The organism is Roseateles sp. DAIF2, assembly GCF_015624425.1.
GTDB lineage: Bacteria > Pseudomonadota > Gammaproteobacteria > Burkholderiales > Burkholderiaceae_C > Kinneretia.
In genome coordinates this window covers 2,959,174-2,978,075 of the sequence record NZ_CP049919.1, presented here as the reverse complement: position 1 = coordinate 2,978,075, position 18,902 = coordinate 2,959,174, and the positions used below count along the sequence as shown (strand labels likewise).

Below are 18,902 nucleotides of genomic sequence, written 5' to 3'. Positions count from 1 at the left end.
GCCGAGCGCGCCTTCTAGATTGGGTTCATGCTCAGTCGCCCCAGCCCTCATCCCTCGCTCCCGCAACGCGGCCTCAGCCTGGTCGAGAGCTGCGTTGTCTGCCTGATCCTGGGCATCCTGCTGGCCACCGCCCTGCCCGCGATGCAGCGGCTCATGCAGGGCCAGCGGTTGCAGCAGATCGCCCACACGCTGATGACCGATCTGCAGCAGGCCCGCAGCGATGCGGTGCGGCGTTCGGACAGCGTGCATTTCCGCTTCAGCCGCCATGCCCTGGGCAGCTGCTATGTGATCCATGGCGGCAGCTCCGGCGATTGCCGCTGCAGCGATGCCGGCCAGGCCGTCTGCAGCGATCCGGCCCTGCTGCTCAAGCTGCAATGGCTGCCCGCCAGCCTGGAGGCCAGCATCAGCGCCAATGTGGCGAACCTGAGCTTCCAGCCGCGCCAGGGCGCGGTCACCTCCACCGGAAGCATCGACATCGTGGCCAGCAACGGCCAGTCGATCCGCCATGTCGTCAGCATCGCCGGCCGGGTGCGCAGCTGCTCGCCCAATGGCAGCGTCGGCGGCCTGCCGCGCTGCGCGACCTGAGGCCTGGCCATGAACATCGCCACCCCACATCGCCAGGGCTTCACCTTGATCGAGGTGATGCTGGCCGTCGTCATCGCCAGCATCCTGGCCGCGTTGACCCTGCCCTCCTACCAGCGCATGGTGCAGAAGGGCCGCCGCGCCGATGCGATCGCGGCGCTGACCACAGTGCAGCAGGCCCAGGAGCGCTGGCGCACCAACCAGGCCAGCTATGCCGACACATTGGACTCGCTGGGCATCCGCTCGGCCGAATCGCCCGCGGGCTACTACCAGATCCGGCTCAGCGAGGTCAGCCACAGCGGCTACACGATCACGGCCACGCCGGTCGAGCGCCGCGTGCAGGCGCAGGATCGGTCCTGCGCCGCCATCACCGTGGTCGCGGAACGCGGTCAGGTGCAGTACGGCGGCAGCAATGCCGCCGGCACCCCCACCACCGAGTGCTGGGCCCGATGAGAGCCGCACGCCGCGCCCCTCGAAGCCGAGCCTCAGTGCGCGGTCTGGGCCTGGTGGAGCTGATGGTGGGCCTCACCGTCGGGCTGATCGTCGTGGCCGGCGCCTCGGTGATGATGGTCGGACAGATCGGCGAGCATCGCCGCCTGATGCTGGAAACCCAGATCCAGCAGGACCTGCGCGCCGCGGCCGATCTGATGCTGCGCGACCTGCGCCGCGCCGGCTACCGGGGCCGGGCCGAGGAAGCGGTCTGGGCCAGCGGCGCTTCGGCGACGACCGCCAACCCCTATGCCCAGGTCCTGTCCGTCGCGCGCGAAGGCGGCGAGGTCAACTACAGCTACTCCAGCGCCCGACCGGACCGGGTGACGACGGAGAACAACCAGGTCGACGCCAACGAGCGCTTCGGCTACCGGCTGCAAACCGGCGTGCTGCAGTTCAACCAGGGCGGCACCTGGCAGCCACTGACCGACCCGCAGACCTTGAAGGTCACCGACTTCCAGGTGCGCATCAACACGCAAGACCTGTCCCTGGAGGAGTTCTGCCTGCAGCCCTGCCCGGCCGCGGCCGCCGACTGCCCGCCACGCCAATTGGTGCGCGATGTCAGCCTGCGCATCGAGGGCCAGGCCGCCCATGACAAGGCGGTCGTGCGCAGCGTCAATCTCAGCGCCCGCCTGCGCAACGACGCCATCGAAGGGAGTTGCGGCACATGAGTTCCATACTGATCCCGCGCCGGCACCAGCGCGGCGCCGCCACGATCGTCGTCGTGATGGTGCTGTTCTTCCTGATCGCGCTGGTCGCGGCCTACACCAATCGCAACCTGGTCTTCGAACAACGCATCTCGGGCAACCACTACCGCGCAGCGCTTGCCCTCGAGACCGCGGAAGCCGGCGCCGAATGGGCGCTTGGCCTGCTGAACGGCGGTTTCATCGATGGCGCCTGTGCCGGCAGCAGCGGCGCCGGCAAGAGCTTTCGCGAGCGCTACCTGAACATCGCCGAGGACCGCCGCATCACGCGTCATCTCGCGGTGGCGGAGCGCGCGGCGGTCAGCGCCTGCCAGCGCAAGGCCGAGTCGGGCTGGGTCTGCCAATGCCCGTCCAACGGCGCGGTCGATCTGTCGGAACCTGGAGAGGCCAGCGCGCTGCAGCCGATGTTCGGCGTCCGCTTCGGCGAGCTGGCGCGGCCCGGTGTGGTCCGCGTGCTGGTGCAGGGTTGCACCGGCGCGCTGGGCCAGTGCCGCAACGCGGCCACCGACCGTGTCGACCTGGCGCAGAACACCCTGCAGTTCCATGCGGCGCTGGTCAGCGCGCTGAAGACGCCACCGGCCGGCCCGCTGACCGCACGCGACACGGTCGACCTCGGCGCCGCGGGCCTGGGCCTGCACAACACCGATCCCCGTCAGGGCGGCTTGCTGATGCAGATCGGCGCGACCGAGTACAGCGGCTCGCTGGCACGCTCGAGCAGCACGCCCGGCACACCGCCCGGCAGCGCCCTGGTGCGCGGCGACAGCACCTTGACCCGCGGCAGCCCCGAGGACATGTTCCGGCTGTTCTTCGGCATGAGCGCGGCCACCTACAGCCAGCAACCCGCGATGCGCGGCGTGGGCTGCGCCGCTGGCGACTGCGGCACGGCCCTGGTCGAGGCTCACGGCCGCGGCGCGGACCTGCTCTGGGTCGAGGGTGGGGCCAGGATCGCCAGCAATATCGAGCTGGGCACGCTCGAACGGCCGGTGCTGCTGGTCGTCAACGGCGCGCTGAGCCTCGACGGACCGATGCGACTCAACGGCCTCGTCTATGTGCGCGGCGACGCGAACTGGAGCAATGGGAGCGGCCAGCCGGCCCGGCTGACCGGCGCCCTGCTCAGCGAAGGCAAGGTCACGGCCGCTGGCCTGGTGGACATCGACTATCACGCCGGCCTGATCCAGATGCTCAGCAATCAGCGCGGCAGCTTCGTGCGGGTGCCGGGCAGCTGGATGGATGCGGTCCAACCATGAAGCAGCGCGGCATCACGCTCGTCGAGGCGCTGGTCGCGCTGCTGATCATGGCCTTCGGCATGGTGGCGCTGGGCGGCCTGCAGGGCCGACTGCGGCTGGGCGCCGACCTGGCCCGTCAGCGCAGCGAGGCCGTACGCCTGGCTCAGCAGGATCTCGAGACCTTGCGCGGCTTGCAGTTTGCGGATGTGGTGGCCGATGACCCGGCGCAGGCCTTCGCTCAGCTCCTCGCGCTCGAACCCACCGCGGCCGGCGACGGCAAGTCCAACACCAGCTACCGGATCGCGCGTCGGGTGGATGCCAGCCCCGACGGCGGCGGCAGCGCGGTCAAGGTGACCGTCAGCTGGCAGGACCGGACCGGCCAGACCAGCGAGCTGCGCTTCGACAGCTTCATCGCCCGCAGCGATCCGCGCCTGGCCGGCGCGCTGGCGGTGCCTCCGGACGGTGCCCCGGTGCGCCGCCCGCTGGGGCGCCATCCGGCGATCCCGGCCGAGGCCGGCGACCTGGGCGACGGCCGCAGCCTGCTGAGACCGTCGTCCGGCGGCATCGCCTGGGTGTTCGACAACCGCAGCGGCGCGATCGTGCGGGTCTGCAGCGCGCTGTTGGGCGCCGCGCCGACGGCGGCCGACGTCGCGGCCCAGTGCAATACCGAGGTCAACGCGATGCTGCTGTCCGGCTTCGTGCGTTTCTCGACCGGCGACCGGCCCGACCCCGAAGCGCCGCTCGATCCGGCTCTGCCGCTGAACCTGGGCCTGATGCCCGCCGGCACCGCATCGGCAGCCCCGCCCCATCAATGCTTCGACAACGCGCCGGCCGCCGCCGATCCGACCCGGACCGAGGGCGTGCGCTTCTACTGCATCGTCCATCCGCTGCTGCGCAGCACGCCGAGCTGGGATGCCCGCCTGGTGCTGCTGGATCTGCCGCTGGGTGTGGGCGGTTACCGGGTCTGCCGCTACAGCGCCAACTATGACGGCGACAAGGAACAGAAGATCGGCAATGCCGAGCACCCGCTGGACTACCTCAAGGTCGACGGCCCGCTGACGCGCCAGAACTTCCTGGTGATCCGCGCCGAGCAGGCCTGCCCGATCGGCCATCGCGTCGATCCCGGGCTGGGCCATTTCTTCGACAGCGCGACCGTCGAGCATCAGCCCGACCCAAGATAAGGGACAGGAGCGCCGGCTAGACTGCCGCCATGCCCGCCCCTTCTTCCGCCTCCATCTCCCCCCAAGACGAAGCCGCGATGCGCCAAGCCCTGGCGCTGGCGACCCAGGCCATCGGCCTGTCCGATCCCAATCCGCGCGTCGGCTGCGTGATCCTCGCGGCGGACGGCCGGCTGCTCGGCGCCGGTCATACCCAGCCGGCCGGCCAGGCCCATGCCGAGGTCATGGCGCTGCGCGATGCCCAGGCGCGCGGTCACGAGGTGCGCGGCGCCACCGCCTATGTAACCCTGGAGCCCTGCTCCCACCATGGCCGCACCCCGCCCTGCTGCGACGCGCTGGTCGCGGCCGGCCTGGCCCGCGTGGTCGCCGCGGTGGGCGATCCGAACCCGCTGGTGGCCGGTCAGGGCATGGCCCGGCTGCGGGCCGCCGGCATCGCCGCCGAGCTGGGCCTGCTGGCCGAGGAGGCGCGCGAGCTCAATATCGGCTTCTTCTCGCGCATGCAGCGCGGCCGGCCCTTCGTGCGACTGAAGGCCGCGGCCTCGCTGGACGGCCGGACCGCCCTGCCCGATGGCCAGAGCCAGTGGATCACCGGCGAGGCGGCGCGCCGCGACGGCCATGTCTTTCGCAAGCGCGCCAACGCGATCCTGACCGGCATCGGCACCGTGCGCGACGACGACCCGCGCCTGGACGTGCGCTTCGTCGAGACCGCGCTGCAGCCGCTGCGCGTGATCGTCGACTCGCGCCTGGAGACCTCGCCGGCCGCCCGCATCCTGCAGCCGCCCGGCCGGGCGCTGATCTATGCCGCGGTCGAGGACGCCGCGCGCGCTCGCGCGCTGGCCGACACCGGCGCCGAGATCGCCTTCAAGCCCGGCCCCGGCGGCAAGGTGGACCTGGCGGCGCTGCTGGCCGATCTGGGCGCGCGCGGTGTCAACGAGCTGCATGTCGAGGCCGGCCACAAGCTCAACGGCTCGCTGCTGCGTGCCGGCCTGGTGGACGAATTCCTGATCTATCTGGCGCCCAAGCTGCTGGGCCAGGGCCGCGAGATCGCCGCCTTCGGCCCGCTGGCCAGCCTGGGCGAGGCCCTGGAGCTGAACTGGCGGTCGGTCGACCCGGTCGGCGCCGACCTGCGCCTGATCGCCCGCCCGGTGATGCCCAGGCCTGAAGCGCCTTAAGCCCCCTACAATTCGCCCCTATGCCCATTTCACCCGTTCCCGAGCTGGTCGCCGAACTGGCGGCCGGCCGCATGGTCATTCTGGTCGACGAAGAAGATCGCGAAAACGAGGGCGACCTCGTGCTGGCGGCCGACCATGTGACGCCCGAGGCGATCAACTTCATGGCCAGGTTCGGCCGCGGCCTGATCTGCCTGACCCTGACCCGCGAGCGCTGCGAACGCCTGCAGCTGCCGCCGATGGCCACCCGCAACGGCACCAAGCATGGCACGGCCTTCACCGTGTCGATCGAGGCCGCCACCGGCGTCACCACCGGCATCTCGGCCGCCGACCGCGCCCGCACCGTGCAGGCCGCGGTGGCCCGCCATGCCGAGGCCGCCGACCTGGTGCAGCCCGGCCATATCTTCCCGCTGCAAGCCCAGGACGGCGGCGTGCTGATGCGCGCTGGCCATACCGAGGCCGGCTGCGACCTGGCCCAGATGGCCGGCCTGAGTCCCGCCTCGGTGATCTGCGAGATCATGAAGGACGACGGCACGATGGCCCGACTGCCGGACCTGGAGCTGTTCGCCCAGGAGCATGGCCTGAAGATCGGCACCATCGCCGACCTGATCGAGTACCGCAGCCGCAACGAATCCATCATCACCCGCGTCACGCAGCGTCCGCTGCAGACCGCGCAGGGCGAGTTCCAGGCCGATGTGTTCCGCGACCGCAGCGGTGCGGTGCACCTGGCGCTGAGCCTGGGCCAGTGGAGCGCGGCCGACGAGGTGCCGGTGCGCGTGCACGAGCCGCTGTCGGTGCTCGACCTGCTGGAGACCGGCCCCTGCAGCCATTCCTGGCCCCTGCCCGCCGCGCTGGCCGAGATCCAGCGCGCCGGCCGCGGCGTCGCCGTGCTGCTGAACTGCGGCGAGGAGGCCGAGGGTCTGCTGGCGCGCCTGCAGCAGCCCAGCGCCGCGCCGCCGCGCAGCACGATGGACCTGCGTACTTATGGCGTCGGCGCGCAGATCCTGCGCGAGCTCGGCGTGCACCGCATGAAGCTGCTCGGCAGCCCGCGCCGCATGCCCAGCATGACCGGCTACGGCCTCGAGGTGACCGGTTTCGTCGCCTCCGGCAACCCCTGTTAATTCCAAAGGATCCTCTTTCATGCAAGCAGCCGACAAAGGCCAGGCCGTCGATCTGAACGGCCAAGACCTGCGCATTGGCATCGTGCAGGCCCGCTTCAACGATGCCCTCACCTCCGCGCTGGCCACGAACTGCCTGGCCGAGCTGAAGACCCTGGGCGTCACCGATGAGCAGATCCGTCATGTCACCGTGCCCGGTGCGCTGGAGGTGCCGGTGGCCCTGCAGGTGATGGCCGAGAGCGAGAACTTCGACGCGTTGATCGCGCTGGGCTGCATCATCCGCGGCGAGACTTACCACTTCGAGCTGGTCGCCAACGAGAGCGGCGCGGGCGTCACCCGCGTCTCGATGGACTACCAGATCCCGGTGGCCAACGCGATCCTGACGGTCGAGAACGAGACCCAGGCCTGGGCCCGCGCCGAGGAAAAGGGCCGCGACGCCGCCAAGGTGGCGGTCGAGATGGCCAATCTGCTGGACACGCTGCGCTGAACCCCTACCCCATCATGGCCGACGATAAAAAGACCCCCAGCCCCAAGCCCGCCGCCAAGCGCGCTCCCGCGAAATCCGCCCGCCGCCGCGCCCGCGAGGCCGCGCTGCAGGGCCTGTACCAATGGCTGCTGGCCGGCGAGGATGCCGGCGCGATCGACGCCCATATGCGCGAGCAGGATGGCTTCGGCAAGGCCGACAAGGCCCATTACGACGCGCTGCTGCATGGCTGCATGCAGGAGGCCGCCGACCTGGACGCGGTGCTGGCCCGCCATGTCGACCGCAAGACCACCGAGCTGTCGCCGATCGAGCATGCGGTGCTGATGATCGGCGCCTACGAGCTCAAGCACTGCATCGACATCCCCTACAAGGTGGCGATCAACGAGGCGGTCGAGCTGGCCAAGAGCTTCGGCGGCACCGACGGCCACAAGTATGTCAACGGCGTGCTGGACCGCGCGGCCGAGGACCTGCGTCCGACCGAGGTGAAGGCCCTACGCCGCTGAACATGAAGCTGGCCCAGCGGCTCGAGCAGATCGAGCCCTTCTATGTGATGGAATGCGCCAAGGCCGCGGCGGAGATCGCGCGCAGCCCGGCCTGCGATCCGGCCCAGGGCGGCCGGCGCATGATCTACCTGAACATCGGCGAGCCGGACTTCTCCGCCCCGCCGGCGGTGCAGGCCGCGGCCCGCGCCTGCATCGAGGCCGGCCGCACCCAGTACACGCCCGCCACCGGCCTGCCGGCGCTGCGCGAGGCGATTGCCCGCTGGTACGGCGCGCATTTCGGCCTGACCGACATCGCGCCGGAGCGCATCGTCATCACCGCCGGCGCCTCGGCCGCGCTGCAGCTGGCCTGCCTGGCCCTGTTCGAGCGCGGCGACCGGGTGCTGATGCCCGATCCCTGCTATCCCTGCAACCGCCATTTCGTCGCGGCCGCGGATGCCGAGGCCGTGCTGCTGCCGGCCGGGCCGGAGCAGCGCTTCCAGCCCTCGGCCGCGCAGATCGAGGCGGCCTGGGACGCCCGGACCCGCGGCGTGCTGCTGGCCTCGCCCAGCAACCCGACCGGCACCTCGATCGAGCCGGACGAGATGCGCGCGATCGTCGAGGCCGTGCGCGCCCGCGGCGGCGTCACGATCGTCGACGAGATCTACCTGGGCCTCAGCTACGAGGAGCATTTCGGCCACAGCGCCCTGGCGCTGGGTGAGGATGTGATCTCGGTCAACAGCTTCTCCAAGTATTTCGGCATGACCGGCTGGCGCCTGGGCTGGCTGGTGCTGCCGCCGGCCCTGGTGCAGCCGATCGAAAAGCTGGCGCAGAACCTCTTCATCTGCCCCTCCAGCGTGGCCCAGCATGCGGCGCTGGCCTGCTTCGCGCCGGAGCAGCTGGCCGAGTACGAGCGCCGCCGCGCCGAGTTCCGCGCGCGGCGCGACTTCATCGTGCCGGCGCTGCAGCAGCTGGGCTTCACCGTGCCGGTCGTGCCGGACGGCGCCTTCTATGTCTGGTTCGATGTCTCAGCCTTCTCGGACAGCAGCTGGGACTTCTGCTTCGAGATGATGGCCAAGGCCCATATCGCCCTGACCCCGGGCAAGGATTTCGGCAAGCTGGGCAGCGAGCGCTGGGTGCGCCTGTCCTTCGCCAGCAGCCTGGAAGACCTGCAGGAAGCGATGGCCCGGCTGGGCCAGGCCCTGCATACGACAAGAGCATGATTGATTTCGAGCATGGCCTGCGGGTCTATTGGGAAGACACCGATGCCGGCGGCGTCGTCTTCTATGCCAACTACCTGAAGTTCTTCGAGCGCGCCCGAACCGAGTGGCTGCGCGCCCTGGGCTTCGAGCAGGAGCGCCTGCGCGTCGAGGGCGGTGCGATGTTCATCGTCGGCGGCACCACGGTGCGCTACCTGAGCCCGGCCCGGCTTGACGATTTTTTACAGGTCTCGGTGCGCCTGACCGAGCGCGGCCGTGTCAGCATGACGCTGTTCCAGCAGGCGCGCCGCGCGAGCGACGGCGCGCTGCTGGCCGAGGGCGAGATCCGCATCGGCTGCGTCGACAGCCGCACCTTCAAACCCACCCGCATTCCCGTTTCGATCCTGCAGGCGCTGGACGCCGCCGCTTCCACCCTGCCCGCCCCCATCCCAGAATGAATCAAGACCTTTCCATCGTCAGCCTGATCATGCACGCCAGCCTGGCCGTGCAACTGGTGATCGCCGGCCTGCTCGCCATGTCGCTGGCCAGCTGGAGCGTGATCTTCGGCAAGTTCTTCGCACTCTCCAAGGTCAAGGCCAGCAACGAGTCCTTCGAGTCGGAGTTCTGGTCCGGCAAGAACCTCAACGAGCTCTACAACAGCGTCAACGGCAAGCAGGGCGGCGCCCCGCTGGAGCGCATCTTCGCGGCCGGCATGCGCGAGTTCCTGAAGCTGCGCGAGCGCCGCGTCACCGAGGCCAGCGCGCTGCTGGACGGCGCCCGCCGCGCGATGCGCGCCAGCTTCCAGCGCGAGCTGGACGCGATGGAGTCGCACCTCTCCTTCCTGGCCTCGGTCGGCTCGGTCTCGCCCTATGTGGGCCTGTTCGGCACCATCTGGGGCATCATGCACGCCTTCGTCGGCCTGTCGAACCTGCAGCAGGTGACCCTGGCCACCGTGGCTCCCGGCATCGCCGAGGCCCTGGTCGCCACCGCGATCGGCCTGTTCGCCGCGATCCCCGCGGTGCTGGCCTACAACCGCTTCGCCCGCCAGATCGACCGCAGCGCGATCACGATGGAGACCTTCATCGAGGAGTTCTCCAACATCCTGCAGCGCAATGCCGGTACACCCTCCGGCGCGCATCACGGGGCCGACTGACATGCCGGCGATGAGCTCCCGCAGCGGCAGCCGCCGCCGCACGATCAACGAGATCAATATGGTGCCCTTCATCGACGTGATGCTGGTGCTCCTGATCATCTTCATGGTCAGCGCGCCGCTGATCACGACCGGCCTGGTGGACCTGCCCAGCGTGGGCAAGAGCCGCCAGCAGCCCGACCAGGTGATCCATGTGATCGTCGGCAGCGACGAGAAGCTGAAGCTGAAGATCGACAAGGGCGAGCCCGAGGGCATCCAGCTCAACCGCCTGGCCGACCGCGTCAAGCAGGCGCAGTCGGGCAAGGAGAACTCGCCGGTCGTGATCTCCGCCGACAAGGCGGTCAAGTACGAGGCCGTGGTCAAGGTGATGGACATCCTGCAGAGCGCCGGCATCCAGAAGGTCGGACTGGCCGTCAAGAGCGGCGCCAGCAGCGGCAACTGAGGCGCCCGAGTCGATGAGCAGTACTGCTAGCGCCCTCGCCCTGCACCGCGACCCGCTGCGCCCGCCGCCGGCGCCGGGTCTGGGCCGCGGCATCCTGCTGGCCCTGGTCGCCCATGGCCTGCTGGTCCTGGGCCTGACCGCCGGCCTGAACTGGCGCAGCCAGACCGAGCCGGCCTTCGAGGCCGAGCTCTGGGCCGCCGTGCCGGTGGCCGCCGCGCCGCGCGAGGAAACCCCGCCGGAGCCCGAACCCGAGCCGGTCAAGCCGCAGCCGACGCCCGAGCCGCCGCGCCCCGATCCGCGCGTGCTGCAGGAGCAGCGCGACGCCGAGATCGCCGCCGAGCGCGAGAAGAAGAAAAAGAAGATCGAGGACGAAAAGAAAAAGCGCGAGGAGGAAGAGGCCGAGCGCAAGAAGCGTGAGCAGCTGGAACTCAAGGACAAGAAGGCCCGCGAGGAGCAGAAGGCGCGCGAGGACAAGCTCAAGGAAGACAAGGCCAAGCAGGAGAAGAGCAAGCAGGACGCCAAGAAGGCCGAGGCCGCGCTGGAGAAGCAGCGCCAGGAGAACCTGCGCCGCATCCAGGGCATGGCCGGCGCCACCGGCGCACCCAATGCCACGGGCACCGCGCTGCAGAGCGCCGGGCCCTCATCCAGCTACGCCGGCCGCATCAAGGCGCGCATCCGCCCGAACATCATCTACAGCGACTCCGGCATGGGCAACCCGGTCGCCGAGGCCGAGGTGCGCGCCGCACCGGACGGCACCATCCTGAGCAGCCGCCTGGTCAAGACCAGCGGCGACCCGGAATGGGACAAGGCCGTGCTGCGCGCGATCGAGAAGACCGAGGTGCTGCCGCGCGATGTCGACGGCCGGGTGCCCTCGCACCTGATCATCAAGTTCCAGCCGCGCGAGTGAGCGTCAGCGCTGGCGCCCCAGCCAGGCGTCCAGCGACCAGCGCCCCGCGCCGCACAGCAGCACCGCCAGCAGCAGCGCGCCCCAGAGCTGGTGGCCCAGCAGCGCGGCCGGCGCGATCTCGGCCAGGCTCAGCACCGCGACCAGGTTCAGCACCGACAGGCCGGCGGCCGCGAAGCGCCCGCCCAGGCCCAGCAGCAGCAGCGCCGGCAGCAGCAGCTCGCCGCCGGTGCCCAGCCAGGCCGCCAGCTGCGGCGACAGCAGCGGCACGCGGTACTCGTCCTCGAACAACGCCAGGGTCGTGCCCCAGTCGCGCAGCTTGGTCAGGCCCGAGAGGAAGAACACCTGGGCCACATAGAGCCGCGCACCCAGCAGCGCCAGCGAGCGCAGCTGCTCGGTCAGCGCGGCCAGCGCCGGCGCCATGCGCTGCGGGCGCTCCAGCCCGGGGTCGGTGCAGGCGCGCAGCAGCTCGCCGATCGGATGGGTGAGGTTCATCGCGGGTCCTCCGGGTCTTCGTCGATGCCCAGCAGCCAGCCCTCGCGCAGCGCGGCCTGCAGCCAGGCGGAGAAATCGAAATCGGGATGTGCGGCCAAGCTAGCCTCCAGCGCCGGCCCGAGGCGGGCGCCGGCCAGCAGCTGGGCAGAGAAGCCGGCCGTGCCGGCATCGACCGCGCAACTCTCGCCGAGCCAGCCGCGCCGCCAGACCAGGATCCCGTCCTCGCTCAGCAGCTGCAGGCCCGGCGCCAGCCGCGGTCGCAGCCGCTGCGGCGGGTGGCTCGCCAGCAGCGCCAGCGAGGCCGGGTCCGGCTCGATATCGGCCGCACGCTCGGCTTGGTGCAGGGCCCATTCCAGCCGCGCCAGCGCCGGCGGCTCGACCTCCATCTGCGTCTGCGCGGCCAGGAAGCCGGGCAAGTCCTGACCCCAGTCGCCCAGATCCCCGCCGCGCGGCGGATGGCGACGCCAGAAAGCCCAGGCCATCGCGGCGAACTGCGCCTCGCCCAACAGGGCCTGCAGGCGCGGGAACACCGCCGCCAGCGCACGCTCGGCCAGCCCCTGCGCATTGCGCCGGTAGGCCAGCAGGCCGGCCTCGGCACCGCCCGACAGGCCAAGCGCGCCCATCGGCGGCTGCCCCAGGTCCAGCGCCGCCAGCAAGGCTCGCTGGCGCCTGGCTTCGATCTCGTAGCCGCTCATCATGTTTCCAATTCCGGTGTCAGCGCGGCGATGACCACGGCATCCGCCCGCGCCGCCTCGTCCAGCAGCACCGGCAGCGGCGGGATGTCGGTATCCCATTCGACCAGGGCCGGCACCGGCCCCAGCCGGCGCAGGGCATGGGCGTAGACGGCCCAGGTCGTTGCGTCGACCCGGCTGCCATGGTCGTCGATCACCGGGCCCGAGGGCAGGCGCGCATGGCCGGCCAGATGGATCTCGCCGACGCTGCCGGGCCGGAGCAGGTCGATCCAGGCGCAGGCGGCGCGCTCGGCGCCGGCTGCATCGGCGCCGCGGTTCAGGGCGTTGACGACCAGGTTGTTGACGTCCAGCAGCAGGCCGCAGCCACTGGTCGCCGTCAGCGCGTTGAAGAACTCCGGCTCGGCCAGATGGTCGTCGTCCCAGGCCAGGTAGGCGCTGAGGTTCTCGACCAGCAGCGGCCGGCGCAGCCGCTCCTGCACCCGCTGCACATTGGCCACCAGGATGGCCAGGCTCGCGTCGGTGAAGGCGATCGGCAGCAGATCGTTGCCATGCCGGCCCGGCAGGCGGGCGAAGCTGGCATGGTCGGACACGCGCACCGGCTCGATGCGCTCGACCAGCCGCGCCAGGCTCGCCAGATGCGCCTCGTCCAGCCCGCAGGCCGAGCCCAGCGACAGGCCCACGCCATGCAGGCTGATCTCGTAATGGGCGCGCGCGCCGGCCAGCACCTGCGGCGCGGCGCCGCCCGCGGCAAAGAAATTCTCCGAATGCACCTGCAGGAAGCCGAGCGGCGGCCGCTCGTCCATCAGCACCTGGTAATGCGGCTGGCGCCAGCCGATGCCGGTCGGCGCCCGCAGGGCATCGCGCTTCATCGGCCGCTCACTTCTTGGCCAGCTTGGCCTTGGCCTCGTCGGCCGTCAGGCCCTTCATGTCCTTGCAGCCGCCCTTGGCCACGTACTTCCATTCCTCGGGCGCCATGTCGGTCTTGGCCTGGCCGGCGCAGGAATGGGTGCCGGAGAGGTTGGCGCAGTCGTTCTGGCCGGCCTTGGCGATGCCATAGCATTTTTCCTTCGCGCCCTTGTCCTGCGCCGCGGCCGGCGTGGCCAGGCCCAGGCTCAGTGCGGCGGCCAGCGCGGACGAGAGGATCTGCGCGGTGCTCAGGCTGGGGTTGCTCTTCTTCATCGGATGCTCCTTGTGGGGTTGAGAGAAAGGCCGGCGCATGATGCGCTGGACCCCCTTGTGTCGCAAGCGCAGCCAAAATCCTTACACTGCCCCGACCCCAACCCCGTCTTCGACGCCCGAATGACCGAGTTCGCCACCGCGCTGGAGACCCTGCGCCCGCAGCTGCTGAAGTACGCCCGCGCCCAGCTGCGCAACCCGGCCTGGGCCGAGGATGCGGTGTCCGAGACCCTGCTGGCGGCGCTGGAGAAGCCGCAGGCCTTCGCCGGCCAGTCGCAGCTGAAGACCTGGCTGGTCGGCATCCTCAAGCACAAGCTGATCGACCAGATCCGCCGCCATGGTCGCGAGCTGAGCGCGACGCCGGAGGACGGCATCGACCTCGACGAGGAGCTGTTTCGCCCCGACGGCCATTGGCGCCAGATGCCCGAGGACTGGGGCGACCCGGAGGCCGCGCTGCGCCAGCTGGAATTCATCCAGGTGCTGGAGGCCTGCGTCGAGCATCTGCCCGGCCAGCAGGGCCGCCTGTTCATGATGCGCGAATGGCTGGAGCTGGAGACCGAGGAGATCTGTAAGGTCCTGGCGATCAGCCCGACCAATCTCTGGGTCATGCTGCATCGCGCCCGGCTGCGCCTGCGCGAATGCCTGCAGCTGAACTGGTTTGCCAGCCCGCCCCAGACCGCCACCTGATGAACCTCGCCACGATCCATGCTGCTGCGCCGAACCTGCCGTGAAGTGACCGCCCTCGCGCTGCGCGCCGAGGACCAGGCCCTGCCCTGGCGGGAGCGCCTGGCGATGCGCCTGCACCTGATGGTCTGCAAGGCCTGCCCGCGCTTCGCCGCCCAGTTGGCCCTGATGCGCCGCGCCAGCGCGCGCTGGCGGCGCTACAGCGAGAGCGAATAGCCTACGAAATTGCCCCGCCCGGCTCGCGCAGGTCCTGCTCGGTGCGCAAGGCCAGCTCCAGCGCCAGCCGGGTACCGTCGATCAGGGTCGCCAGCGGCAGGCTGGGCTGGCCGGGATGGCGCGCCGCCTGCTCGGGCAGGTAGGGGATGTGCATGAAGCCGCTCCGCACGCCGCTGCCGGCCAGCGCATGCTGCAGGCCGTAGAAGACATGGTTGCAGACGAAGGTGCCGGCGCTCTGCGAGACCGAGGCCGGGTAGCCGGCGGCGCGCAGCCCGGCCACCATCGCCTTGATCGGCAGGGTCGTGAAATAGGCGGCCGGCCCGCCGACCAGCACCGGCGCATCGACCGGCTGCGCGCCGGCGTTGTCGGCGATGCGCGCATCGTCCACATTGATCGCGACCCGCTCGATCGACAGGTCGCAGCGCCCGCCGGCCTGGCCCAGGGCCAGCACCAGCCGCGGGCGGGTCTCGGCGATCGCGGCGGCCAGCGTGTCGAGCGCAGCGCCGAACACGCAGGGCAGCCGGCGCGCGACGATGCGCGCACCGTCCAGCGCCTCGCCGTCCAGCGCCCGGGCGATCTCCCAGGCCGGGTTGACCGGCTCGCCGCCAAAGGGCTCGAAACCGGTCAGGAGGATCTTCGGGTCATTGCTCATCTTGTGGTCCACGCGCGGCGCTGGCTGCTCCCGCCGGCGATGCTAACTCGGGGTCAACACCGATCGGCAAGCGCGGGGGCTGGCTCCATGCTTGCGGCACCCCCGACAACTCCGGAGCCCGCGCATGAGTCCCAGCCGTCGCCTCTGCCTGCTGACCGCCACCGCCCTGGCCGCCCTCCCGGCCGCGGCCCAGACCAAATGGGACCTGCCCTCGGCCTACCCGGCCAGCAACTTCCACACCGAGAACCTGCAGCAGTTCGCCAGCGAGGTCGACAAGGCCAGCGGCGGCAAGCTCAAGATCACCGTGCATGCCAATGCCTCGCTGTTCAAGGCCCAGGAGATCAAGCGCGCGGTGCAGGGCGGCCAGGCACAGCTGGGCGAGATCCTGCTGGTCAACTTCGAGAACGAGAACCCGCTGTTCGGCGCCGACGGCATCCCGCTCTTGGCCACCGGCTACCCGCAGGCGCGCAAGCTGGCCGAGGCGCAGAAGCCCTTCCTGAACAAGCTGCTGGCGGCGCAGGGCATGCAGCTGCTCTACACGGTGGCCTGGCCGCCGCAGGGCATCTTCGTCAAGAAGGAGATCGGCTCGGTGGCCGACATGCGCGGCATCAAGTGGCGCGCCTACAGCCCGGCCACCGCCAAGATCGCCGAGCTGATCGGCGCCCAGCCGGTGACGATCCAGGCCGCCGAGCTGAGCCAGGCCCTGGCCACCGGCGTGGTCGAGTCCTATATGTCCTCCGGCGCCACCGGCTACGACAGCAAGACCTACGAGAGCATCAAGTACTTCTACGACACCCAGGCCTGGCTGCCCAAGAACGCGCTGATCGTCAACAAGCGCGCCTTCGACGCGCTGGACAAGCCCACCCAGGAGGCGCTGCTGAAGGCCGCGGCCGAGGCCGAGGCGCGCGGCTGGAAGCTCAGCCAGGAGAAGAACGACTGGTACAAGAAGGCGCTGGCCGAGCGCGGCATGAAGATCCTGCCGCCCTCGGCCAAGCTGAGCGAGGACCTGCGCCAGGTCGGCGGCATCATGCAGGCCGACTGGGAGAAGAAGGCCGGCAGCGAGGGTCAGGCCTTGCTCGCCGCCTTCCGCCGCCCCTGAGGCGCCGCGGACAGAAGGACGAGGCGTGCCCGCGCGGGCCACGCTTCGTGACTTATTTGCCACGGGCCACGAGGCCCGTGGCGAACAGTCCCGACCCTGTTGACTTGATCCGGGGATCGAGCGGCCCACAATGGCGCTAAGCTCGGCGGTTGGCAACCGCAATGACTGCTGAACCGGAGACTTTGATGCACGACCCGTCCGCGCCCCTGCATTGGCCGCACGCCAAGGCCCAGGACGCCGGTACGCCGGAGAGCGAGCCGCATTTCCAATGGCCGACCCCGCCCTACGCGGCCTATCCCCAGCCGCAGGACCAGACCGGACCGGAGCCCTGCGAGATCCTCGGCCTGAACAGCAGCCGCACCACCGGCCATGTGATCCTGATGGTGCCCAGCGAACGCCTGGCCCAGGTCACCGTTCCGCCGGCACGCAATGCAATGCCGTTGAAGTTCAACCAGTTCCGCGCGCTGAAGCTGCTGCGCCCGGTCGCCGCGGCGCCGCGCGAATCGGTCGCGAGCGACGACGTGCTGTCGCTGGACCAGCGCCCGCGCAACGAGTTCCGCCTCAGCTACCACGGCGGCGGCGAGCTCAAGGGCATCACGATCGGCCATTACCAGGACGACAACGGCCTCTACCTGTTCCCACCGGTCTCGGACAGCGACGACTCGGTGCTGCGCGTGTTCGTGCCGCGCGAGGTGCTGGCCGGCTTCGAGCTGGGCGAGCGCATCGGCGAGCTGCTGCTGCGCGAGCAGGCGGTGACGCCGGAGCAGATCGAGGACGCGGCGCGCGAGCAGCTGGAGCTGCGCAGCCGCCGCGTCGGCGACATCCTGGTCGCCAAGCAGGTGCTCACGACCGAGCAGCTGCTGCATGCGATCGAGCAGCAGGCCAAGATGCCGATGGTGCGCATCGGCGAGGCGCTGCTGGCGCTGGAGCTGATCACCCAGCAGCAGCTCGACGAAGCCCTGGCGCAGCAGCGCGAGGACCGCTCGGTGCCGCTGGGCCAGTTGCTGGTGCGCCGCGGCGTGATCACGCGCCAGCAGCTGCAGTCGGCGCTGGCGCGCAAGATGGGCTATCCACTGGTCGACGTCGAGAGCTTCCCGGTCGAGCCCGACGCGGTGCGCAAGCTGCCGCATGCGGTGGCCAAGCGCCTGGAGGTGCTGCCCCTGGTGCTGCGCGACGGCAAGCTAATCGTCGCGATGGAGGACCCGACGCGACGCGACGCGATCGACGAGGTCGAGTTCATCTCCCAGCTCAAGGTCGTGCCGACCCTGACCAAGGTCGGCACCCTGCATTTCGCCCTGCCCCATGTCTACGAGCGCTTCGGCAGCGATGCCGTCTCCTCGCCGAGCGAGCTGCGCATCCCCTCGCTGACCCTGGATTTCCAGCTCGACAACGCCGACAAGCTGATCGAGAGCCTGGAGCGCGACAGCCAGGAAAAGGCGATCCGCGAGGACGACACGCCGATCGAGCAGTCGGACAACTCGCTGGTACGCCTGATCAACACGATGATCATCGAAGCCCATGGCCAGGGCGTGTCCGACATCCATATCGAGACCCACCCGGGGCGCGAGAAGGTCAAGATCCGCTTCCGCAAGGACGGCCATCTGCAGCCCTATCTGGAGCTGCCCTACACCTATCGCAACGCGATGATCGCGCGCATCAAGATCATGTGCGACCTGGACATCTCGGAGCGCCGCAAGCCGCAGGACGGCAAGATCAATTTCTCGCGCTTCTCCAGCCAGCACCGGCTGGAGCTGCGCGTCGCCACCATCCCGACCAACAACGGCCTGGAAGACGTGGTGATGCGCCTGCTGTCCTCGGCCAAGCCGATCTCGATCGACAAGCTGGGCCTGTCCGCCGCCAACCTGACGCAGCTGAAGGCCGCGATCACCCGCCCCTACGGCATGGTGCTGTGCGTCGGCCCCACCGGCTCCGGCAAGACCACCACCCTGCATTCGGCACTGGGCCATATCAACACCGCGGACCGCAAGATCTGGACCGCGGAGGACCCGATCGAAATCACCCAGGTCGGCCTGCGCCAGGTCCAGGTCAATCCGAAGATCGACTGGACCTTCGCCAAGGCGCTGCGCGCCTTCCTGCGCGCCGACCCGGATGTGATCATGGTCGGCGAGATCCGCGACGAGGAGACCGCGCAGATCGCGATCGAGGCCTCGCTGACCGGCCACCTGGTGCTCTCGACCCTGCACACCAACAGCGCGCCCGAGACCGTCACCCGGCTGCTGGACATGGGCATGGACCCGTTCAACTTCGCCGACTCGCTGCTGGCCGTGCTGGCCCAGCGCCTGGTCAAGCGCCTGTGCCCCAGCTGCCGCAAGAGCGAGCCGCTGCCGGATGCCGAGCTGCAGGAGCTGCTGGACGACCATCTGCACGCCTTCCCGGCCGACCAGCGCCCCGCGCGCGAGGCCCTGCAGGCCGAATGGCAGGCCGGTTATGGCGAGAACGGCCGCCTGGTGCGCTACCGCGCCGCCGGCTGTGCGCAATGCGACCAAACCGGCTTCAAGGGCCGGGCCGGCCTGCATGAGCTGCTGGTCGTGTCCAAGACCGTGCGCCGCCTGATCCAGACCGGGGCGCGCGCCGAGGAGCTGCAGCATTGCGCGATGGCCGAGGGCATGCGCACCCTGCGCCAGGACGGCATCATCAAGGTGCTGGCCGGCGTCACCACCCTGGCCGAGGTGCGGGCCACCAGCAACACCTGACCCCGCGGCGCGCTCATAGGGGCTAGCGGCTCCCCAATTGCCCGCTTGTC

At 70.2% G+C, this 18,902-nt stretch carries 23 protein-coding genes; 18 read left to right on the top strand and 5 right to left on the bottom strand.

The genetic code is table 11. From position 1 onward, the window contains the following. The first annotated feature begins 27 nt into the window (after window positions 1–27). The 14 genes from G8A07_RS13585 to tolA all read left to right on the top strand — a co-directional run bounded on the left by G8A07_RS13585 (window position 28) and on the right by tolA (window position 11,127). Complete coding sequence (locus tag G8A07_RS13585; protein WP_195797487.1) at window positions 28–585, top strand: GspH/FimT family pseudopilin; 558 nt, start codon at window positions 28–30, stop codon at window positions 583–585. A 9-nt stretch (window positions 586–594) separates the two neighbouring features. Next, the gene (locus tag G8A07_RS13580) at window positions 595–1,035 is read left to right on the top strand and encodes a type IV pilin protein (protein WP_195797486.1); all 441 of its coding nucleotides are present in this window, start codon (window positions 595–597) and stop codon (window positions 1,033–1,035) included. A gap of 35 nt (window positions 1,036–1,070) precedes the next feature. Next, window positions 1,071–1,742, top strand: coding sequence for a PilW family protein (locus tag G8A07_RS13575; RefSeq protein WP_195797485.1), 672 nt, complete (start codon window positions 1,071–1,073; stop codon window positions 1,740–1,742). After that, complete coding sequence (locus tag G8A07_RS13570) at window positions 1,739–3,022, top strand: PilX N-terminal domain-containing pilus assembly protein (protein WP_195797484.1); 1,284 nt, start codon at window positions 1,739–1,741, stop codon at window positions 3,020–3,022. The genes G8A07_RS13575 and G8A07_RS13570 overlap by 4 nt, the downstream gene beginning before the upstream one ends. Further along, complete coding sequence (locus G8A07_RS13565; RefSeq protein WP_195797483.1) at window positions 3,019–4,182, top strand: prepilin-type N-terminal cleavage/methylation domain-containing protein; 1,164 nt, start codon at window positions 3,019–3,021, stop codon at window positions 4,180–4,182. The genes G8A07_RS13570 and G8A07_RS13565 overlap by 4 nt, the downstream gene beginning before the upstream one ends. A gap of 77 nt (window positions 4,183–4,259) precedes the next feature. Further along, a complete protein-coding gene (ribD, locus tag G8A07_RS13560) occupies window positions 4,260–5,351 on the top strand; it encodes a bifunctional diaminohydroxyphosphoribosylaminopyrimidine deaminase/5-amino-6-(5-phosphoribosylamino)uracil reductase RibD (RefSeq protein WP_195797482.1) in 1,092 nt (363 codons plus the stop codon). A 20-nt stretch (window positions 5,352–5,371) separates the two neighbouring features. Continuing rightward, window positions 5,372–6,469: a bifunctional 3,4-dihydroxy-2-butanone-4-phosphate synthase/GTP cyclohydrolase II gene (ribBA, locus tag G8A07_RS13555; RefSeq protein WP_195797481.1), complete on the top strand. Its 1,098-nt coding sequence runs from the start codon at window positions 5,372–5,374 to the stop codon at window positions 6,467–6,469. A 19-nt stretch (window positions 6,470–6,488) separates the two neighbouring features. Beyond that, window positions 6,489–6,953 (top strand): 6,7-dimethyl-8-ribityllumazine synthase, encoded by a 465-nt coding sequence (ribH, locus tag G8A07_RS13550; protein ID WP_195797480.1) that lies wholly within the window; start codon window positions 6,489–6,491, stop codon window positions 6,951–6,953. 14 nt (window positions 6,954–6,967) lie between these two features. Then, window positions 6,968–7,453 (top strand): transcription antitermination factor NusB, encoded by a 486-nt coding sequence (nusB, locus tag G8A07_RS13545; protein WP_195797479.1) that lies wholly within the window; start codon window positions 6,968–6,970, stop codon window positions 7,451–7,453. Window positions 7,454–7,455: 2 nt separating this feature from the next. Then, complete coding sequence (locus tag G8A07_RS13540; protein ID WP_195797478.1) at window positions 7,456–8,652, top strand: pyridoxal phosphate-dependent aminotransferase; 1,197 nt, start codon at window positions 7,456–7,458, stop codon at window positions 8,650–8,652. Continuing rightward, the gene (gene ybgC, locus G8A07_RS13535; protein WP_195797477.1) at window positions 8,649–9,086 is read left to right on the top strand and encodes a tol-pal system-associated acyl-CoA thioesterase; all 438 of its coding nucleotides are present in this window, start codon (window positions 8,649–8,651) and stop codon (window positions 9,084–9,086) included. The genes G8A07_RS13540 and ybgC overlap by 4 nt, the downstream gene beginning before the upstream one ends. Next, complete coding sequence (gene tolQ, locus G8A07_RS13530; protein ID WP_195797476.1) at window positions 9,083–9,781, top strand: protein TolQ; 699 nt, start codon at window positions 9,083–9,085, stop codon at window positions 9,779–9,781. Before ybgC ends, tolQ begins: the two co-directional genes overlap by 4 nt. Before the next feature lies 1 nt (window position 9,782). Beyond that, complete coding sequence (gene tolR / locus G8A07_RS13525) at window positions 9,783–10,220, top strand: protein TolR (RefSeq protein ID WP_195797475.1); 438 nt, start codon at window positions 9,783–9,785, stop codon at window positions 10,218–10,220. 13 nt (window positions 10,221–10,233) lie between these two features. Next, window positions 10,234–11,127, top strand: a complete 894-nt coding sequence (tolA, locus tag G8A07_RS13520) for a cell envelope integrity protein TolA (RefSeq protein WP_195797474.1) — start codon at window positions 10,234–10,236, stop codon at window positions 11,125–11,127. A 3-nt stretch (window positions 11,128–11,130) separates the two neighbouring features. Here the strand turns inward: tolA and G8A07_RS13515 are convergent, their stop codons facing one another. From G8A07_RS13515 to G8A07_RS13500, 4 genes are read right to left on the bottom strand one after another with little or no spacing between them, the layout of a single operon-like run. Next, a complete protein-coding gene (locus G8A07_RS13515) occupies window positions 11,131–11,619 on the bottom strand; it encodes a DoxX family protein (protein ID WP_371816451.1) in 489 nt (162 codons plus the stop codon). Then, the gene (locus G8A07_RS13510; protein ID WP_195797473.1) at window positions 11,616–12,317 is read right to left on the bottom strand and encodes a DNA-binding domain-containing protein; all 702 of its coding nucleotides are present in this window, start codon (window positions 12,315–12,317) and stop codon (window positions 11,616–11,618) included. The genes G8A07_RS13515 and G8A07_RS13510 overlap by 4 nt, the downstream gene beginning before the upstream one ends. Further along, the gene (locus G8A07_RS13505) at window positions 12,314–13,180 is read right to left on the bottom strand and encodes a DUF692 domain-containing protein (RefSeq protein WP_195797472.1); all 867 of its coding nucleotides are present in this window, start codon (window positions 13,178–13,180) and stop codon (window positions 12,314–12,316) included. The genes G8A07_RS13510 and G8A07_RS13505 overlap by 4 nt, the downstream gene beginning before the upstream one ends. A gap of 7 nt (window positions 13,181–13,187) precedes the next feature. Beyond that, complete coding sequence (locus G8A07_RS13500; protein ID WP_371816450.1) at window positions 13,188–13,490, bottom strand: DUF2282 domain-containing protein; 303 nt, start codon at window positions 13,488–13,490, stop codon at window positions 13,188–13,190. Between the two features lie 120 nt (window positions 13,491–13,610). Here G8A07_RS13500 and G8A07_RS13495 point away from each other — a divergent pair, with 120 nt between their 5' ends. Beyond that, complete coding sequence (locus G8A07_RS13495; protein ID WP_195797471.1) at window positions 13,611–14,174, top strand: sigma-70 family RNA polymerase sigma factor; 564 nt, start codon at window positions 13,611–13,613, stop codon at window positions 14,172–14,174. Window positions 14,175–14,192: 18 nt separating this feature from the next. Then, window positions 14,193–14,387: a zf-HC2 domain-containing protein gene (locus tag G8A07_RS13490; protein ID WP_195797470.1), complete on the top strand. Its 195-nt coding sequence runs from the start codon at window positions 14,193–14,195 to the stop codon at window positions 14,385–14,387. Window position 14,388: 1 nt separating this feature from the next. On the opposite strand, the gene pcp is transcribed toward G8A07_RS13490, so the two are convergent. Continuing rightward, a complete protein-coding gene (pcp, locus tag G8A07_RS13485; RefSeq protein WP_195797469.1) occupies window positions 14,389–15,039 on the bottom strand; it encodes a pyroglutamyl-peptidase I in 651 nt (216 codons plus the stop codon). A gap of 124 nt (window positions 15,040–15,163) precedes the next feature. On the opposite strand from pcp, the gene G8A07_RS13480 reads away from it, so the two are divergent. Together G8A07_RS13480 and G8A07_RS13475 are read left to right on the top strand one after the other, a co-directional pair. Further along, a complete protein-coding gene (locus G8A07_RS13480; RefSeq protein ID WP_195797468.1) occupies window positions 15,164–16,138 on the top strand; it encodes a TRAP transporter substrate-binding protein in 975 nt (324 codons plus the stop codon). 185 nt (window positions 16,139–16,323) lie between these two features. Further along, on the top strand, window positions 16,324–18,852 hold the full coding sequence (locus G8A07_RS13475; RefSeq protein WP_371816449.1) for an ATPase, T2SS/T4P/T4SS family: 2,529 nt from the start codon (window positions 16,324–16,326) through the stop codon (window positions 18,850–18,852). The last annotated feature ends 50 nt before the right edge of the window (window positions 18,853–18,902 follow it).

Coding starts and splice junctions, on each gene's coding strand:
- G8A07_RS13585 (WP_195797487.1), top strand. CDS start 28: ATGCTCAGTCGCCCCAGCCCTCATCCCTCGCTCCCGCAACGCGGCCTC.
- G8A07_RS13580 (WP_195797486.1), top strand. CDS start 595: ATGAACATCGCCACCCCACATCGCCAGGGCTTCACCTTGATCGAGGTG.
- G8A07_RS13570 (WP_195797484.1), top strand. CDS start 1,739: ATGAGTTCCATACTGATCCCGCGCCGGCACCAGCGCGGCGCCGCCACG.
- G8A07_RS13565 (WP_195797483.1), top strand. CDS start 3,019: ATGAAGCAGCGCGGCATCACGCTCGTCGAGGCGCTGGTCGCGCTGCTG.
- ribD (WP_195797482.1), top strand. CDS start 4,260: ATGCGCCAAGCCCTGGCGCTGGCGACCCAGGCCATCGGCCTGTCCGAT.
- ribBA (WP_195797481.1), top strand. CDS start 5,372: ATGCCCATTTCACCCGTTCCCGAGCTGGTCGCCGAACTGGCGGCCGGC.
- ribH (WP_195797480.1), top strand. CDS start 6,489: ATGCAAGCAGCCGACAAAGGCCAGGCCGTCGATCTGAACGGCCAAGAC.
- nusB (WP_195797479.1), top strand. CDS start 6,968: ATGGCCGACGATAAAAAGACCCCCAGCCCCAAGCCCGCCGCCAAGCGC.
- G8A07_RS13540 (WP_195797478.1), top strand. CDS start 7,456: ATGAAGCTGGCCCAGCGGCTCGAGCAGATCGAGCCCTTCTATGTGATG.
- ybgC (WP_195797477.1), top strand. CDS start 8,649: ATGATTGATTTCGAGCATGGCCTGCGGGTCTATTGGGAAGACACCGAT.
- tolQ (WP_195797476.1), top strand. CDS start 9,083: ATGAATCAAGACCTTTCCATCGTCAGCCTGATCATGCACGCCAGCCTG.
- tolR (WP_195797475.1), top strand. CDS start 9,783: ATGCCGGCGATGAGCTCCCGCAGCGGCAGCCGCCGCCGCACGATCAAC.
- tolA (WP_195797474.1), top strand. CDS start 10,234: ATGAGCAGTACTGCTAGCGCCCTCGCCCTGCACCGCGACCCGCTGCGC.
- G8A07_RS13515 (WP_371816451.1), bottom strand. CDS start 11,619: ATGAACCTCACCCATCCGATCGGCGAGCTGCTGCGCGCCTGCACCGAC.
- G8A07_RS13510 (WP_195797473.1), bottom strand. CDS start 12,317: ATGATGAGCGGCTACGAGATCGAAGCCAGGCGCCAGCGAGCCTTGCTG.
- G8A07_RS13505 (WP_195797472.1), bottom strand. CDS start 13,180: ATGAAGCGCGATGCCCTGCGGGCGCCGACCGGCATCGGCTGGCGCCAG.
- G8A07_RS13500 (WP_371816450.1), bottom strand. CDS start 13,490: ATGAAGAAGAGCAACCCCAGCCTGAGCACCGCGCAGATCCTCTCGTCC.
- G8A07_RS13495 (WP_195797471.1), top strand. CDS start 13,611: ATGACCGAGTTCGCCACCGCGCTGGAGACCCTGCGCCCGCAGCTGCTG.
- G8A07_RS13490 (WP_195797470.1), top strand. CDS start 14,193: ATGCTGCTGCGCCGAACCTGCCGTGAAGTGACCGCCCTCGCGCTGCGC.
- pcp (WP_195797469.1), bottom strand. CDS start 15,039: ATGAGCAATGACCCGAAGATCCTCCTGACCGGTTTCGAGCCCTTTGGC.
- G8A07_RS13480 (WP_195797468.1), top strand. CDS start 15,164: ATGAGTCCCAGCCGTCGCCTCTGCCTGCTGACCGCCACCGCCCTGGCC.
- G8A07_RS13475 (WP_371816449.1), top strand. CDS start 16,324: ATGCACGACCCGTCCGCGCCCCTGCATTGGCCGCACGCCAAGGCCCAG.